This window comes from Streptomyces sp. NPDC088730 (assembly GCF_044751215.1).
GTDB lineage: Bacteria > Actinomycetota > Actinomycetes > Streptomycetales > Streptomycetaceae > Streptomyces.
Genome location: NZ_JBIVLK010000010.1, coordinates 81,670 through 98,844, shown reverse-complemented (window position 1 = coordinate 98,844; position 17,175 = coordinate 81,670). Strand labels below are relative to the sequence as shown.

Genomic DNA, 17,175 nt, shown 5'->3' with positions numbered 1-17,175 from the left:
TGGTCACCCCCTGACCATCGTGACAGGGCAGAAGCCGGCTGCGGAGTCGGCGTTTGCCACACGATCGTTCCAGTGGGTTTCATCGCTCTCTCCATCAGCGCCGATACCGATGGACATGCAATGATCCTTGCCGTGTTTCGTCCAGCTCAGGGCCCGGATGGAAGAGGGGGAACAGGGATGTCGTTGCGTGACCTGGTCCGCGACGAGGCGATGGCGCAGATGACTCCGGCGGAACGGTTGGCTCAACTGAGGTTCGCACGGCTGTACTTCCAGCGGCCGGAGAGCCCCGGTTTTTTCGTGTCCGAGACGGTGGATGGTCCGATCGTGCCGGTCTTCACCTCCTGGGAGGGGCTGGCTCTTTTCGCGGGAGTGTGCGAGTGGGCGTCGACCACAGCCGAGGACCTGGTAGATCTGCTGCCTGAAGGGGTGCGGGCCCTGGTAGACCCGTTGGGGTCAAATCCGTTCTTGTTGGAGACCTCGATGCTGGAGAAACCGGCAGAGGTGGAGGGGGAGCAGACATGACAGGGGGCGGAGCGGATGGGCCTGCGCCGGGGGACGGCTACAGGATCGAGATCGCCGGGGTGCGCAAGATCATGAAGCCGATGGAGGAATCCGTCGTCGCGGCGCACAAGATCAAGAATGACTGGATGTCCATGGCCCAGGGCATCCAGAACGCGGCCACCATCGACATCGAGAAGCCGGCCAAGGACGTGTTGACCGAGTGGGGCTTCGGCATGGGGCGGCTCGCCGAGCACGCCGACTCCATCGTCGAAGGGCTGAGGCAGACCATCGCGGCCTACATGATGGCGGACCTGCTGCAGGTCAAGCACTTTGCACCGACCGAGGACAACATCGCCAAACTCCCCTTCGGTGAACACGGCCTGCGCGCGTGGAAGAACGGAGACAGACCTCATTTCGATCCGCCTCCCGAGATCTACCAGGAGCCGTGGCTCGACAGCGGTAGCGGCGGTGGTGACGGTACGGCCGTCGCGGGCGATCCGCCCAGCAATCCTCGCTACCGCGTGGCCGGTGAAGGCGGTGAGGGCTGGGTGGTCGACGGCGGTGGAAAGGTCCCTGTCGCATGACGCAGAAGGACGCCATCGACGGCGGCGCTTATGAGCGCATACCCCCGCATGCCGAGTCCGATGAAGTCATACCGGGTAAGCCCGAGAAGCTTGACGACCTGGTCATCAAGCTCCGTGTCTATGCGGACGCGTTCAAGGACGGCTACGACAAGCTGACCGACTTGTCGCTACTGCCGTGGACCGGCGCCGCGGCCGACACCTTCCAGGACGCGAGCAAGCGTCTGCCGAGGGAGCTGGAGTCGGCCCGTAAGTACTTCACCTCCGCGGCGGGCGCTCTGGACGCCTACGCTGACAAGCTGCGGTCCGTGCAGAGGCGGGTCAAGCCGATCATCGAAGACGCGGACGAGGTAAGGACTGCGTCGAAGAAGTACTGGGAGAATGTCAGGGCCTACAACGCTGCTGTCGACCGCGGGGATGACACGCTGCCCGAGCGGCCGCCGGACGACGATCCCATTACCGGGCTGAACTCTTGCTACAGCCGGCTCGACAAATTGGAGAGCGAGCTGCAGGGCGTCGTCGACCACTCCCGGGCCAAGCTGGTCAAGGCTGCTGAGAAGGCTCCCAACGCGCCCGAGGGATGGAACCGCTTCAAGAAGGGCGTCGGGGACTTCTTTGGCGGCATGGGCGACAGCGCCAAGGACATGTGGAAGCAGTTCGAGTACATGGCTGAGGACGGTCCCGGTGGCGCCAGCTTGCAACTGGCGGGCGTGATCGACGGCGCTGCTTACGCCGCGAACCATCCCCAGGAGTTCGCCAAGGCCGTCACCAACTGGGATGAGTGGCAGCGGAACCCCAGCCGTGCTGCCGGCCAGCTCAGCCCGGATCTGCTGCTAGCCCTCGCCACCGGCGGCGGTGGCGCCCTGCGGAAGGGAGCCTCGACGGCCAAGACTGCCGCTCAGAGGCTGGCGCGACGCGAGCGGGCGCTGCGTCGGGACGGCAGCGCCGCCAAACGTGCCGATGGCGAGCCGAACAAGCATGACAAGTGCACCAAGGAGAAGTGTGGAGAGGGTGAGCCGGTCGACGTCGCAACCGGCGAGATGTTCATGTCCTCCACGGACGTCAGTCTGCCGGGCACCCTGCCGTTGGTTCTGGAGCGGCATTACGTCTCCGGACATCCGTGTGGCGGTTGGTTCGGTCCTACCTGGGCGGCCACGCTCGACCAGCGCCTGGAGCTGGATGACGCCGGACTCGTCTACATCGCGGCCGACGGCATGGTGCTGCGATACCCGGTCCCGGAGCCGGAGACCCCCACCCTGCCCGCCTCCGGACCGCGCTGGCCGGTGCACTGGGACGGCAAACGGGACGGTACCTTCACCCTCACCGTCCCGGAGGAGAACCGCCGCCTGCACTTTGCCCGGCTCCCACTGGGAAGCCCGGAACTTGCGCTCCACGCGATCACCGATCGCAGCGGTGGGGGTGATCGCATCGACTTCGTCTACGACGAGCGTGGCGCCCCCATTCGGATCACCCATTCCGGCGGCTACCACATCGCCGTCGACACCGACACAGCCCTGCATCGCGTCACGGCCCTGCGTCTCCTGCATGGCGATCAACTTGAGCACAGCGCCCGGCTCGTCGCCTTCTCCTACGACGCCAGCGGCGACCTGACCGAGGTCGTCAACTCCACCGGCACACCGCAGCTCTACCGCTACGACGAACACCGCATCACGTCCTGGAAGGACCGCAACGGCACCGCGTTCGCCTACGTCTACGACCACCGCGGTCGCGTCCTGCGGACCCTGGGACCGACCGGCATCCTCTCGGGCCGCTTCCACTACGACGACGCCCATCGCACCACTCGCTACACCGATTCTCAGGGCAACGTCACCACGTACGTACTCAACGAGGCGTACAAGGTCGTCGAGGTGACCGACCCGCTGGGCCACACCACCCGCACCGAATGGGACGAGACCAACCGGCTCCCCCTCACCGTCACTGATGCACTCGGCCACACGACGCGGTACACATACGACGAGGACGGGAACCTCACCCATGTCGAGCGTCCGGACGGAAGCAGCGCCGAGGCGGTCTACGACGAGCAGGGCCTCCCGCTGGACATCCGCGAGCCCGATGGTGTGGTCTGGCGCCACACCTACGATGGCCGTGGCGCACGCACGTCCACCACGGACCCGACGGGCGCCACCACGCACTGGACGTACGACGCGGCAGGTCATCTCGCCTCCGTCACGGACGCGCTCGGGCGCACCACGACAGTGACGACGGGTACCGCGGGGCTCCCGGTGACGGTCACTGATCCCTTGGGGCACACCACACACGTCCGCCGCGGCCCCCACGGCCGCGCCACCGCCATCACCGACCCGCTGGGCCGCACCACTCGGTTCGGCTGGACCATAGAGAGCAAACCGGCCTGGCGCGAGCACCCCGACGGCACTCGCGAGGAATGGAAGTGGGACTGCGAGGGCAACCTGGCCAAACACACCGACCAGGCCGGTCATACCACCGAGTACACCTACACCCACTTCGACCTGCCCGCCACCCGCACCGACCCCGACGGCGCCCACTACGCCTTCGCCTACGACACTGAACTGCGCCTGGTGTCCGTCACCAACCCCCAGGGACATGAATGGCGCTATGAGTACGACGCTGCCGGCCGCCTGGTCGCCGAGACGGACTTCAACGGGGCAGCCCGTTCCTACGAACGAGACGCGGCGGGCCGCCTCACCGCTCGGACGAATGCGCTTGGCCAGACGCTGCGGTACACACATGACGCGATGGGGCGAGTGCTTACCCAGCGCGACGAGACGACGGACGAGCTGACGACCTTCGCCTACGGTACGCGAGGGGCTCTCGCCCGCGCCTCCAGCAGCGACGTGGTCCTGACCCTGGAACGGGACCCCCTGGGCCGTGTTCTGGCAGAGACGGTCAATGGCCGCACGATCGCCTCCACCTACGACGCGGTGGGTAACCGTCTGACGCGCACGACGCCGTCCGGGTCGGCATCAACGTGGACGTACGACGCCGCTGACCGGCCCCTGACCCTCACGACGGCGGACAACACCCTTACCTTCACCCATGACGCCACCGGTCACGAGACGCAGCGTACCGTCGGCGGTGTCACCCTTGGCCAACGCTGGGATGACATCGGTCGAATCACCGCACAGACGGTTACTTCCGCCGCCGATGACCTCATCCAGTACCGCACCTACGCGTACCGGCCCGACGGCTACGTCACTCAGATCCGCGAACTGACGTCCGGTACTCGTCACTTCACCCTGGATTCGGCGGGCCGGGTCACAGGTGTGCAAGCGCACGGCTGGACCGAGCGTTACGCCTACGACGCGGCCGGGAACCAAACCCACGCCTCGGTGCCAGGCCAGGGAGCCTCGGGTGAGCGGGAGTTCACCGGAACCCTGGTCCGCAAGGCGGGTCGCACCGTGTACGAACACGATGCCGCGGGCCGCCTGATCCGCAAGGCCCGGAAGCTGCTCAACGGTCAGACTCGGACGTGGGCCTACGCGTGGAGTGCCGAGGACAGGCTCACGCGGGTGGTCACGCCGGACGGCGCGACGTGGACGTACTCCTATGACCCTCTGGGCCGCCGCATCGGCAAGACGGACCAGAAGGGCGCGACTCTCACCTTCACCTGGGACATGACCCGCCTCGCGGAACAGACCGCTCGGGATGGTGAGACCTGCACGTGGGACCACGCTCCGGAGACTCACCGCCCCCTGACCCAGACGGGCGGAGAAGCAGGAACCGCGTGCTTCCGTGTCGTAGTGACGGATGCCACAGGAACGCCCACCGAACTGCTCACCACGGACGGCGAGGTGACGTGGCAGCACAGGACCACCCTCTGGGGAATCCCTGTCCCCGCCCCCTCAGACGCGGAGACCTGTCCCCTCCGCTTTCCGGGCCAGTACGCAGACCCCGAGAGCGGCCTGCACTACAACTACTTCCGGTACTACGACCCGGAAACGGCTCGATTCCTAACCCCGGACCCGCTTGGTCTCACTCCTTCGGACAACCACCATGCGTATCCACGAAACCCGATCCGGCTGACCGATCCGCTCGGACTGGCTCCCTACGACCTCGAACCCGAGTCGGAGAAGATCGCGGACCACGCCAACGGCGAAGCGCTCCGCCCCGACGGCAACGGAACGCACTACGTGCGAGGAGTCGACCCCAAGGCCCTGAAGTTCTACGTCGATGGAGTGATCAACGATCGCATACCCAACATCGAACCGAAATACGGACTGCGAAATGGTCGAGAGGCATTCTGGGACCCGGACAAGGAGGCCGTGGTCATCGTGGACGGTGACGGGGGCACCGTGTTCACCCCCAAGAATGGATACTCCTACTTCGAGGAACTGGAATAAGAGGAGCGGTATGTCCGAGCAAAATCTCCGCAGCGTCAGTCTCTCCTACTCGGAGTTCACGAGGCTTTACTTCCTGACGCGTGAACTCAATGAGTTCCCCGCCGAGAGGCTGCAGGGTTTCGGATGCGATGCCGAAGAACTGGGTGATCTGTTGTCGCGGCTCAGAAGCGCTCGTCGGAAGTCCAAAGAGTATGGTGAAGCCAGCCGTTTGACACTTGTCTTCTCGACGGCGCTCCCTGAATCGGACGCCGCACCAGCTCTTGCCACCGACGGAGACACCGACCCTTGTGCGGCGCCCGCCCACATGACCGTCACCGTTCCCGCGAGCGTCGCGCAGTGGTGGGCCCCTGCGGCGCGCTGGATCCTCCATGCTCACAGTCCGCGGGAGATGTCCCTTCGCACTGGCTACTCAACCGATGAGCTGCGCGAAGCACTGGAAACCTTGCCGGACTACTGAGACCCATTCGTGCCTGGCCTTCTCACGGAGAAGCGCCGACGGCGGGCCGGGTGGACATTGAGGCTGAGGGCGGTCTGACCGCCGCTGGAGGTCAGTCGGTCAGGGCCGCGAACGCTGGCGGGGCGGCGCGAGCGTTTACCGCTGGCTGACGTTGGGCGGAGGCCAAGTTCATTCCTCGGCTGTGACGCTCGTTTGACGCTCTTGGAGTCTGTGGGGTCCTTCGGCGGGCTACAAATGGCCGCTGACCTGCAAATACGTCAGATCCTCCCCTTCTGACGTCTTCCCGATGACGCATCATGTGGAGTGCGTGGCGATTCTGGAGCCGGCCGTGAAGGGCGTCTGACCTGCCGTTTTGCATTCCAGGTGGTCAGCTCGACCTGTTTTCGCTCGCGGAATGCGTCGACAGTGGTTGGCTTGTGCAGAACGCTCTGAGCTGCAGGTTCAAGGGTCGGTGGGTCTCGCGGCGACGTGGCGATGCGCAATGCAGGATTTTTGACGCTGGGATTACGCTCGAATATCGGAAGCCTTTAACCTCAAACCTCTCCGGCCCTGGGCCGCAGGCGGGGGCTGTCGGTGCGGGGCAAGGGCTCCAGTTCAGGGGCCGACTGCACCTTGCCAGTGGCGGCGGCGCGTGCTGCTATCTCGTCGCACGCCCGCGGAACGGAGACCGCGCCCCGGCCGGCCCACGAAGGACGGCGTCGCGGCCGGAAGTCTCCAGTCGCTGGTATCACCTCGCCACCCAGATACCAGTCCGGTATCATTCTGGTATGGCGATGACACTGCGACTTCCCGACGACCTGGACGCGAAGCTCACCGAGCGTGCTCGTCGGGAGGGCCGCAGTAAGCAGGAACTCGCCATTGAGGCCATCCGTGACGCCCAGGACCGGGCCGAGTTGAAGGTCGATGACGTCCTGGCCGAGCTCATGGACAGCGATGCGGAGATCCTGGACTACCTGAAGTGACCGACGTGCGCTACATCCAGGTCGACGAAATCCTGACCATCGCCCGTACGGTCAACGGTACGGAGCACAGCGTGCGTGACATGGGTCTTCTGGTGTCGGCGATCGAGCGACCCCGGACAAACGTGTTCGGAGCCGAGCTCTACCCCACGCTGCACGAGAAGGCTGCGGCATTGCTGCACTCCGTCGCCCGCAACCATGCGCTGATCGACGGCAACAAGCGCACCGCCTGGCTTGCCATGCGTGTCTTCCTGCGGTTCAACGGCGTCAGCGCGAGTACCGTCCTGCCGCCCGTTTCCGTGGCCGGGCCTTTCGTCGAGGAAGTCGCGCAGGACAACATCGATGTACCGGTGATCGCTCAACGCCTCGCGACCTGGTTCCCTGTTTCCTGACGTTCGACGAGGCAGGGGCTCGACGCCTGCGTTCCAATCCGGAACCGAGCCCACGCACGGGCCGTGACTGTTGCGCGTGGTCAACCTGGCCATAGGTGACTACGACTGCCAGCGTGCGACCATCGCCATCCACGGAGTGGTGGATCTTTCTCGTCCGGCCGTCACAGGACCGGCCTATTGCGTGGTTGGCTGGCTGGCCCCTGGCGGTAGGAGCTTCACTGCTGGGGCAGCTGGCGGCGCTGGTGTGTCTCCCCGGCCGGGCCGTGTTCGTAGCGTTAACGCTTCGGTTCAACAGAATCCGTGAACGTGGTAAGCGGATTCGGCCGCCGGATACCGGGCACTCACCGACGAGTTCAAGGACGAGCTCTTCGACCTGGAAGGCGCGGTGACCGCCGTCGCGCTCAAGATCGATGACGAGGACGAGGCACGGTGGATCGTCGACTTCCTCGACGCCCTCCAGGTCTTCGATCGCGAGGACACCCAACTGCGCCTGGAACCGGTGCTCCGGGAGTGTGTGGCGCTCGACGGGTGACAGAGCCGCACATGCATCGTGACCGGACATGACCGTGGCGATCGCGGGCATGCCGGTCGCGGTTCTGTAGGGGGTGGAGGACCTGTTGCGCCGACGAGAGCGGGGCGTGTACAGGCGATTCCAGGAATCCTGGAAGCCCGCGCGGCCTCCTCCGTGCCGTTGAGGGCAGAACAGACTGCGGCAACCCGATCTGCCCGCAGGGGACCCCCTCACTCGCCGCGAAGCCGGGTGGCCCGACACCGATCCGGCAATGTCAGCCGTGACGCGCGTATGACGCTCTGGGATCCTTCAAGCTGCACATCAAGCCGAGAATGTGCCTCTGACCTGCCCTCTTCTGGGGCTTACTCAGATCGACACCTTTCCGATGACGCATCATGTGGAGTGTGTGGCGATCCCGGAGCCTGCGGACAAGGGCTTCTAACCTGAGGGTTCGCTTGGTGTGCGTTATGTGCACTGTGGGTGTTACGGGCGATATCTTGACGCTGAAATGACGCTCTAGGTGTATTGATCACGAGCGATGTTGACACTCGGCAGGTCTTGAACATGACGCCGGATACGCCGACGCCCCGCCCCCTTTCGCCACCCCGCTCTGGCCGGCGGCGGGGCGGCAGAGGGGCGTCCGCGGGCCGGGCGGTCCAGATCGGCTGTCAGCCTTCGAGCGGCTCGAAGTCACCGGGCTTCCACGAACCGTCGAACGCCGCCTCCTGCGGTCCGTAGATGCGGAAGTACGCGAACCAGCCGCGACCGGGCACGGTCTGGATCCACCGTCCCCCCGAGCCCGGAGGTTCGACCGGTCCGAAGTGCAGTTCCACGCTGTCGGCGCCGTCCGCCGGCTCCAGCTTCTCGAAGAGGGACCGCAGCGCCGCCCGGCCCTGTCCGGCCACGACCTCGGACCGGGTCCGCGCGTCGTAGGCGGTCACGGACCAGAACAGGCCGGCCGGTACCGGCAGCGGCACGGTCAGCCGGTACGCGCGGCCGCCGTCGAGGTAGTTCCCGGCGGCGTCGCGCAGGCCGAGCCAGTACAGCGAGCCCTGTCCCACTGCCCGGCGGAACATGGCCGGGGAAGCCACGATCGCCTGGGCGAACCACCGGTCCTTGGCCTCGACGTCCAGGGACCCCTCCCTCTCGAAGGTGCCGTTCTCCGGCCGCAGCCCCACCCACTCCCAGGACCGGTCCGGCCACACCGTCCGGTCGGGCCGGTCGGAGGCGAAGGCGGAGACCAGCATCTCGTCGCGCCCGATCCGCGCGGCCTCGGTCAGCAGGGCCGCCGTCGCGTCGTCGGGCGCGAACGGGCGGCCCGCCTCGATGCCCAGCTCGGCGAGGAGCCCGAGCATCGGCCGCATCTCCTCGACGGCGGGCTCGGAGTCGATGACCGAGAGCAGCACCCGCCAGAACTCCAGGTTGTCCTCCCAGGCCAGGCAGGTGCAGTCGATGGCGCGGTCGCTGTAGTCGGTGAAGGTGTACGCCGGCGGGTCGTCGCTCCGGTCCAGCGGATAGAACCGCACCGAGGACAACAGAGCGTTCGCCGTCGCCACATCCCCGCCAAGCGGCAGCACCCGCAGCGCGCAGAACGCCGTCCAGGTGTCGCTGCGCGCCACGACGTACCCGCTCTCCGGCACGTCCCCGTCGTAGCCGGGCGGCAGCAGCAGGTGCTTGCCGCCCTTCGCTCCGTACGCGCCGGGCAGCCCCACGTCCACGATCCACCGGTGGTGGTGGTCGTCCACGAGCCCGATCAGCGGTCCCGGCGGCAGCTCGATCACCATCGGCCCGCTCTTGCGCAGGTCGAGGACGCCACCCGAATAAGGGGTGTCGGAGTTCAGCGTGAAGCCGGTGTGGTGCGGCCGGGCGATGAACAGCAGCGCCGTCTCGTTGTCGACCGCGCCCGCGTCCCGGGTCCCCTTGAAGATCCCCTCCAGCGAGACCGTCGGATAGAAGAAGCGGTACGCCTCGACCGCCCGCCGCAGATCCCGTCGGCCCCGCGCGGCAGCCGCACTCCGCGCCGCCGGAAAGCCGTCCTCAAAATCCACCAGGTCATGCGCCACGACAAGCCTCTTCCAGCCGGTTCCCGGGGCCGGCGGTCTCCTTCCAGCCCCCTGAAGTACGGACCACGCTTCCCGCTCACTGCCGCACCGGCCATCGAGCAGGGCCGAACGGGTGACGCCCCGAACAGGAGGGGTGACCCGGTGGACCACGCGGCCGGCCGGCGGCGGAGTCCGCCACGAGCGCCTCGGACCGGCTCTACCAGATCGTGGTCCGAGTACGGAGTGGGATGCGCATCCTGTCCGAGCGGAGCGAAGCCGCGCAGGAAGACGTAGCCGGACTTGCCGCGCCAGTCGGTGGTCGGTTCGCACCCGCCGGCCGCAGAGGGGCCGCACGCGCGGTCCGCGTCCGCGGCCGGGTCCCACATCCCGGCGAGTTCGGCGGTGTCCGGGACCGCTCCGAAGTCACCGAGCACGATCGTGCGGTCGTAACGGGCGACGGCCTCGGCCAGTACGGCGGTCTGCCTCGCGCGGAACGACTCCTGACGCCGCTCCGCCAGGTGCGCGTCGAAGACCCGGACGGGCCGGCCGTCGACGAGGCGCGCCGGACGGCACGTGCAGCCACCATCTACTCTCGCTCCACTCACGCTCCGATGCCAGTGCGGAGGATGAGGACCGCGAAGTGACCTGCCACGCCCGCGGAACCCTGACCGGCGGAGACGTACGCCGTGAGGCTGCGCGGTTCGCTCCGGACGATGGAGTGCGGCCCTGGTGGAGCCGACCTCAAGGTGGCGCCCGACGACGGACTCTTTGCAGCACTCGACAAGGAACTCGGTAGGTAGGCATGGACAACGAGCAGAGACTTCGCGACTACCTCAAGCGGGCGACGGTCGATCTGCGGGCGAGCCGTCAGCGGGTGCGGGAGCTTGAGGAGCGCGCTCATGAACCGATCGCCATCGTGGGCATGGCGTGCCGGCTCCCCGGTGGCGTTGCCTCCCCGGCTGACCTGTGGGAGTTGCTGGGTGCCGGACGGGACGCGGTCGGTCCGTTTCCGGAGGGCCGTGGCTGGGACCTGGAGGGCCTTTATCATCCAGACCCTGGTCACCTGGGGACTTCGTACTGCCGCGAGGGCGGCTTCCTGTACGAGGCGGACTGGTTCGATGCCGAGTTCTTCGGCATCAGCCCCCGTGAGGCCGCGGCGATGGACCCTCAGCAGCGGCTGCTCCTCGAGTCGGCCTGGGAGGCCTTCGAGCATGCGGGTATCGACCCGACCGCGCTGCGGGGGACGCGTACGGGGGTGTACGCGGGTGTCATGTATGACGACTACGGGTCGCGGACCCCGAAGGAGCCCGAGGATTTCGAGGGCTACCTGTTGACCGGCAGCGCCGGCAGCATCGCGTCGGGCCGGTTGTCCTACACCTTCGGTTTCGAGGGGCCGGCGGTGACGGTCGATACGGCGTGTTCGTCGTCGTTGGTCGCGCTGCACCTCGCCGCGCAGTCGCTGCGTCAGGGGGAGTGCTCGATGGCGCTCGCCGGCGGTGTGACGGTGATGGCGACGCCGGGTACGTTCGTGGAGTTCTCCCGGCAGCGCGGGCTGGCGCCGGACGGGCGCTGTAAGGCGTTCTCCGCTTCGGCGGACGGTACGGGCTGGGCCGAGGGCGTCGGTCTGCTGGTGCTTGAGCGGTTGTCGGATGCGCGGCGCAACGGGCGCCGGGTGCTGGCGGTGCTGCGTGGCTCCGCGGTGAACCAGGACGGTGCGAGCAGTCAGCTGACCGCGCCGAACGGGCCGTCGCAGGAGCGGGTCATCCGGGCTGCGCTGGCCGACGCCCGGCTGTCGGCGTCCGAGGTGGACGCGGTGGAGGCGCACGGTACGGGCACCAAGCTGGGTGATCCGATTGAGACGCGGGCTCTGGTGTCCACGTACGGGCAGGGTCGCGAGGAGCCGTTGTGGCTGGGCTCGCTGAAGTCGAACATCGGTCACACGCAGGCTGCGGCGGGTGTCGCCGGTGTCATCAAGATGGTCATGGCGATGCGCAACGGGGTCATGCCCGCGACGCTGCATGTGGACGAGCCGACCCCGGAGGCCGACTGGTCGGCGGGCACGGTGCGGCTGCTGACGCGGGCCCAGCAGTGGCCGGAGCTCGGCCGTCCGCGGCGGGCGGGCGTGTCGTCGTTCGGGATCAGCGGGACCAACGCGCACGTCATCCTCGAAGAGCCCCCGGCGCTTCCGGAGCAGCCGGAGCTGGCGGCCACCGCCGGCACGGACACCGCCGCCGAAGCGGCCGCCGGGGCCCCGCGGGCTCCCGGCGCCCCTGCCCGCGAGCTGCCCGCCGTGCCCGTCTTGGTCTCCGCCCGCAGCGAGGCCGCCCTGCGCGCCCAGGCCGACCGCCTGCGCGCCCACTTGATCTCCGAGCCCGGTCTCACCGTGACCGACGTCGCCTACTCGCAGGCCACCGCTCGCGCCCACCTGGAGCGCCGAGCCGCCGTCGTCGCTGCCGACCGAAGCGCGCTGCTGGCCGGCCTGGCCGCGCTGTCCGCGGCCGAGCCCGCCGCCCACGTCTTCGAGGGCCGCCCCGGTGGAGACGAGACGGTGTTCGTCTTCCCGGGCCAGGGCGCCCAGTGGGAGCGGATGGCCGTCGAACTCCTCGACTCCGAGCCCGTGTTCGCCGAGGAGCTCACCGCGTGCGGCGAGGCCCTCGCCCGCTACGTGGACTGGGACCTCAAGGACGTCCTGCGCGGCGCCCCCGGCGCGCCGACCCTGAAGCGCGTGGACGTCGTCCAGCCCGCGCTCTTCTCCGTCATGGTCTCCCTGGCGAAGCTGTGGCGTTCCCACGGCGTCGAGCCCTCCGCCGTCGTCGGCCACTCCCAGGGCGAGATCGCCGCCGCCTACGTTGCGGGCGGCCTCAGCCTCGACGACGCCGCCCGTGTGGTCGCCCTGCGCAGCCGCGTCGTACGCGAACACCTCACCGGGCACGGCGGGATGATGTCGGTCCTGCTTCCCGCGGATCGCGTCGAGAAGTACCTGGAGCGGTTCGACGGCCGGATCTCGGTAGCCGCCATCAACAGCCCCGGCACCGTCGTGGTCGCGGGCGAGCCCGCCGCACTCGACGAGCTCCAGTCGGTCTGCGAGCAGGACGGGGCCCGCGCCCGCCGCATCCCCGTGGACTACGCCAGCCACTCCGTGCAGGTCGAGGGCGTCCAGGAGGAGCTGCTGCGGCTCCTGGCCCCGATCACCCCGCGCCACGGCACGGTCCCGTTCTACTCCACCACCCGCGGCGGATTCCTCAACACCGCAGAGCTCGACGCCGCGTACTGGTACCGCAACCTCCGCGGCCGGGTCGGCTTCGAGCCCGCTGTCCGCGCACTCGTCGGCAACGGCGCGACGCTCTTCGTCGAGCTCTCCCCGCACCCCGTCCTGACCATGGCCGTCGACGAGACCGTCCAGGACCTCGACGCCACCGACCACGTCCGGTCCGTCGGCTCGCTGCGTCGCGGCGAGGGCGGCCCGGCCCGCTTCGCCACCTCCCTCGCCGAGGCCCACGTCGGCGGGGCCTCCGTCGACTGGCACACCCTCTTCGCCGGTAGGGGTGCAGAGCGCGTCGAGCTCCCCACCTACGCGTTCCAGCGCGAGCAACACTGGGTGACCCCCAGCACCGGCACCGGCACCGGCGACGCCACCGCCCTCGGACTCGGCTGCCTCGGCCATCCGCTGCTGTCCGGCACCGTCCAGGTCGGCGACCGTGACGAGTGGATCTTCACCGGTCGTCTCGCCCGTACCTCGCAGCCCTGGACCGATGACCACGCCATCCTCGGTACGGTCCTGCTGCCCGGCGCTGCCCTGGTGGAGGCCGCCCTCACCACGGGCCGCCAGGCGGGCACGCCCGTACTCGACGAACTCGTGCTGGAGGCGCCGCTCGTCCTCGACGAGGACTCGGCCCGGCAGCTCCAGATCACCGTGGGGCGCCTCGGCGAGGACGGCCGCCGTGAACTCGTCGTCTACTCGCGCCCCGAGACCTCCGAGGAGGACGGGGACCGCCCGGTCACCCGTCACGCCCAAGGCTGGCTCGCTGCCGACGCCGGACCGGCACCCGCGTTCCCGGCCGCCTGGCCGCCCGCCGGAGCCCGGCCCGTCGCCGTGGACACCCTCTACGCCCGCCTCGCCGAGGCCGGTTACGACTACGGCCCGCTCTTCCAAGGCGTCCGCGCCGCCTGGCGGGTGGGCGCCGACATCTGCACCGAGATCTCCCTGCCGGAGGACGCGCGCACCGAGGGCTTCACGCTCCACCCGGCCCTCCTGGACACCGCCCTGCACGGCGCCCTCCTCGACAGGGAGCCCGGTGCCACCGCCGATCTGCCGTTCTCCTGGTCCGGTGTCCGTGCCGGCCCCGCTGCCGGCGTCACACGGGCCCGGGTGCGGATCAGCCCCGCCGGGGATTCCGCAGTGCGCATCGCTCTCGCCGACGAGGACGGTGCCCCGCTGCTGACCGTGGAGACCATGGCCTTCAGGCCCGTGGACCCGGCCCAGTTGGAGTCCGCCCGGCGCGGGGCCCGGAACTCCCTCTACCAGCTCGACTGGCTGCCCCTACCGGCCGACGCTGGGGCCCCGGCCGCCGACCTGGCCGGTGTCGCCGTCCTCGGCGAGCTTGCCGCCGCCCCCGTGCAGTGGGACCGCCACCCCGACCTGACGGCCCTGGAGAAGGCCCTCGCCGAGGGCGCCCCGGTACCCCGGACGGTCCTCGCCGCCCTGGACGCCGACCCGGCGGGGACCGCGGAGTCGGTGCACGCGAGCGCCGCCCGTGCCCTCGTTCTGCTCCAGCAGTGGCTGGCGACGGAGGCCTTCGCCGGCTCCCGGCTGGTCGTGGTCACCCGGAACGCCGTCGCCGCAGGCGGCAGGGCGCCCGAGCCGGCGCGGGCCCCCGTGTGGGGGCTGGTGCGCAGCGCGCAATCCGAGCACGCGGGACGGTTCGGCCTCATCGACCTCGACTCCGACGGCGACCGGACCGCCGGGAGCGAGGAGAACACCCTCGACTGGGCGGCGCTGGCCTCCCTGGACGAGCCGCAGATCGCGGTCCGGGCGGGCGAACTCCTCGTACCCCAGCTGGGCCGGGCCGAGCTCTCCGCCCTCGCCGGGGACACCTGGTGCCTCGGCGTGACGCGCAAAGGCTCGCTGGAGGGTTTGGCGCTGCGGTCCTCGGACGCCGGCCGGCCGCTCGGTGCCAGCGAGGTGCGGGTCGGGGTCCGGGCTGCGGGCCTGAACTTCCGCGACGTACTGATCGCCCTGGGCATGTACCCGGGCGAGGCCCGGCTCGGCAGCGAAGCCGCCGGCGTGGTCCTCGAAGTCGGCGCCGCCGTCACGGACCTGGCCCCCGGGGACCGGATCATGGGCCTGATTCCGGACTCCTTCGGGCCCAGCGCGATCACCGATCGTCCCATGATCGTCCCCATGCCCGACGGGTTCACCTTCGCCCGAGCCGCAGCCATCCCCATCGCCTACCTGACCGCCTACTACGGCCTCGTCGACCTGGCCGGCCTGCGTGCCGGTGAGCGGCTGCTGGTCCACGCGGCCCACGGTGGCGTCGGCACGGCCGCCGTGCAGATTGCCCGCCACCTCGGCGCCGCAGTCTTCGCCACCGCCTCCACGCCTGAGCGGGACGCCGTCCGCGCCCTCGGTGTGACCGATGACCACATCGCCGACTCGGGTGACCTCGCCTTCCGCGAACACATCATCACCGCGACGGACGGCAGCGGCGTGGACGTCGTACTCGACTCACTCGCGGGCGAGTTCGTCGACGCCACCCTCGACCTCCTTCCCCGAGGCGGACGCTTCCTCGAAATGGCCAAGGACGACATCCGAGACCCCGAGGTCATCGCCAAGCAGTACCCCGGAGTCCGCTATCGCTCCTACGACCTGTTCGAAGCGGGACCCGGCCGCATCCAGGAAATGCTCCGCGAGATCGCCGCTCTCTTCGAACAGGGCACCCTCGCCCACACTCCTGTCCGCACCTGGGACGTACGCCGCGGACAAGACGCCTTCCGCCGCCTCCACGAAGACCGCAACACCGGCAAGACCGTCCTCAACATCCCCACCCCCTTCGACCCCGACGGCACCGTCCTCATCACCGGCGGCACCGGCGGCCTCGGCGCCCTCTTCGCCAAGCACTACGCGAAGGCGTACGGAGCCAAGCACCTCCTGCTCCTCAGCCGCCGCGGCATGAACGCCCCCGGGGCCGCCGAACTCGCGGCTGAGCTCGCCGGACTCGGCGCCCAGGCCGGCATCGTCGCCTGCGACGTCACCAACCGTGCCCAACTGGCCTCATGCATAGGTGCGTTGGAGTATCCGCTGACCGCCGTAGTCCACGCCGCGGGCGTGCTCGACGATGGACTGGTGGAGGGACTCACCCCCGAGCGGCTCGACCGTGTGATGGGGCCCAAGGTGGACGCGGCCCTGCACCTGCACGAGCTGACGGCCGGTCTGGAACTGTCCTCATTCGTCCTGTTCTCCTCCGTGGCCGCCCTCATCGGCAGTCCCGGCCAGGGCAACTACGCCGCGGCGAACGCCACCCTCGACGCCCTGGCCGCCCATCGCCGCGCCCTCGGCCTGCCCGCCACCTCCCTCGCCTGGGGCCTGTGGGCCGACGCCACCGGCATGACCGGCGAGCTCGACGCCGCCGAACTGGCCCGCGTGGAGCGCATGGGATTCGGCGGCATCTCCAACGAACTCGGCCTGGAACTCTTCGACCAGGCCCAGAAGTCGGACGCCGCACTCGTGGTGCCCGTTCTCTTCGAGCAGGCCGCGTTGCGCGCCCAGGCCCGGGCCGGCCTGCTGCCCGGGCTGCTGCGCAGGCTCACCAAGGTGCCCGCCCGCCGCTCCAACGTCGACGCCGGCTCGCTCGCCCAGACCCTGGCCGCGGTACCGCAGGAGAAGCGGGAGCGCGTCGTACTGGACCTCGTACGCGGCCAGGTCGCGGCCGTGCTCGGACACTCCTCACCCGACGCCATCGAGCCCGAACGCGCCTTCAAGAGCCTCGGGTTCGACTCCCTCGCCGGTGTCGAACTGCGCAACCGCCTCACCCAGGCCACCGGGCTGCGGCTGCCCACCACCCTGGTGTTCGACCACCCGAACCCGACCGCCGTCACCCGCTACCTGGTCCCCCTGGCCACCGAGGGCGCCGCCACCGGACACCAGTCCTCCGAAGAGGACCGGATCCGCGAGGCCCTCGCCGCCATCCCGCTCGGCCGTCTGCGCTCCGCGGGCCTGCTCGACCCCCTTCTCGAACTCGCCGTCGGCGGGCCGGAGGAGACCGGACAGAGCGCCGAGGTCTCCGAGTCCATCGACGAGATGGACGTCGAGGCCCTCATCCGCATGACCCAGGAGAACGCGGCGTGAGCGCCACACCCATCACGGCCCGGCCGTCAGCTGTGGCACGACCGTAC

The 17,175-nt window shown here is 69.1% G+C and carries 9 protein-coding genes and 1 pseudogene; 8 read left to right on the top strand and 2 right to left on the bottom strand.

Annotated features, from left to right (window positions below; all coding sequences use genetic code 11):
* Positions 1 to 72: 72 nt before the first annotated feature.
* The 7 genes from ACIP89_RS26580 (at position 73) to ACIP89_RS26550 (ending at position 7,762) form a co-directional block, all read left to right on the top strand.
* Positions 73 to 522 (top strand): SseB family protein, encoded by a 450-nt coding sequence (locus ACIP89_RS26580; RefSeq protein WP_401933247.1) that lies wholly within the window; start codon positions 73 to 75, stop codon positions 520 to 522.
* On the top strand, positions 519 to 1,085 hold the full coding sequence (locus ACIP89_RS26575; RefSeq protein ID WP_402117141.1) for a hypothetical protein: 567 nt from the start codon (positions 519 to 521) through the stop codon (positions 1,083 to 1,085). The genes ACIP89_RS26580 and ACIP89_RS26575 overlap by 4 nt, the downstream gene beginning before the upstream one ends.
* Positions 1,082 to 5,422: a DUF6531 domain-containing protein gene (locus ACIP89_RS26570; RefSeq protein ID WP_402117139.1), complete on the top strand. Its 4,341-nt coding sequence runs from the start codon at positions 1,082 to 1,084 to the stop codon at positions 5,420 to 5,422. Before ACIP89_RS26575 ends, ACIP89_RS26570 begins: the two co-directional genes overlap by 4 nt.
* Positions 5,423 to 5,432: 10 nt before the next feature.
* The gene (locus ACIP89_RS26565) at positions 5,433 to 5,879 is read left to right on the top strand and encodes a hypothetical protein (RefSeq protein WP_311302779.1); all 447 of its coding nucleotides are present in this window, start codon (positions 5,433 to 5,435) and stop codon (positions 5,877 to 5,879) included.
* Positions 5,880 to 6,646: 767 nt separating this feature from the next.
* A complete protein-coding gene (locus ACIP89_RS26560) occupies positions 6,647 to 6,841 on the top strand; it encodes a ribbon-helix-helix protein, CopG family (RefSeq protein WP_007445201.1) in 195 nt (64 codons plus the stop codon).
* Positions 6,838 to 7,230, top strand: coding sequence for a type II toxin-antitoxin system death-on-curing family toxin (locus ACIP89_RS26555; protein ID WP_402117137.1), 393 nt, complete (start codon positions 6,838 to 6,840; stop codon positions 7,228 to 7,230). Before ACIP89_RS26560 ends, ACIP89_RS26555 begins: the two co-directional genes overlap by 4 nt.
* A gap of 385 nt (positions 7,231 to 7,615) precedes the next feature.
* Positions 7,616 to 7,762: a hypothetical protein gene (locus ACIP89_RS26550; RefSeq protein WP_401931316.1), complete on the top strand. Its 147-nt coding sequence runs from the start codon at positions 7,616 to 7,618 to the stop codon at positions 7,760 to 7,762.
* Between the two features lie 647 nt (positions 7,763 to 8,409).
* Here ACIP89_RS26550 and ACIP89_RS26545 read toward each other — a convergent pair.
* Positions 8,410 to 9,804 carry a DUF1254 domain-containing protein gene (locus tag ACIP89_RS26545; protein ID WP_402117136.1) on the bottom strand — a complete coding sequence of 465 codons (1,395 nt, stop codon included), beginning with the start codon at positions 9,802 to 9,804 and terminating at the stop codon, positions 8,410 to 8,412.
* A 194-nt stretch (positions 9,805 to 9,998) separates the two neighbouring features.
* Positions 9,999 to 10,340, bottom strand: a pseudogene (locus ACIP89_RS26540) (endonuclease/exonuclease/phosphatase family protein); the annotation flags it as partial.
* A gap of 245 nt (positions 10,341 to 10,585) precedes the next feature.
* On the opposite strand from ACIP89_RS26540, the gene ACIP89_RS26535 reads away from it, so the two are divergent.
* Positions 10,586 to 17,128: an SDR family NAD(P)-dependent oxidoreductase gene (locus ACIP89_RS26535; RefSeq protein WP_402117134.1), complete on the top strand. Its 6,543-nt coding sequence runs from the start codon at positions 10,586 to 10,588 to the stop codon at positions 17,126 to 17,128.
* The last annotated feature ends 47 nt before the right edge of the window (positions 17,129 to 17,175 follow it).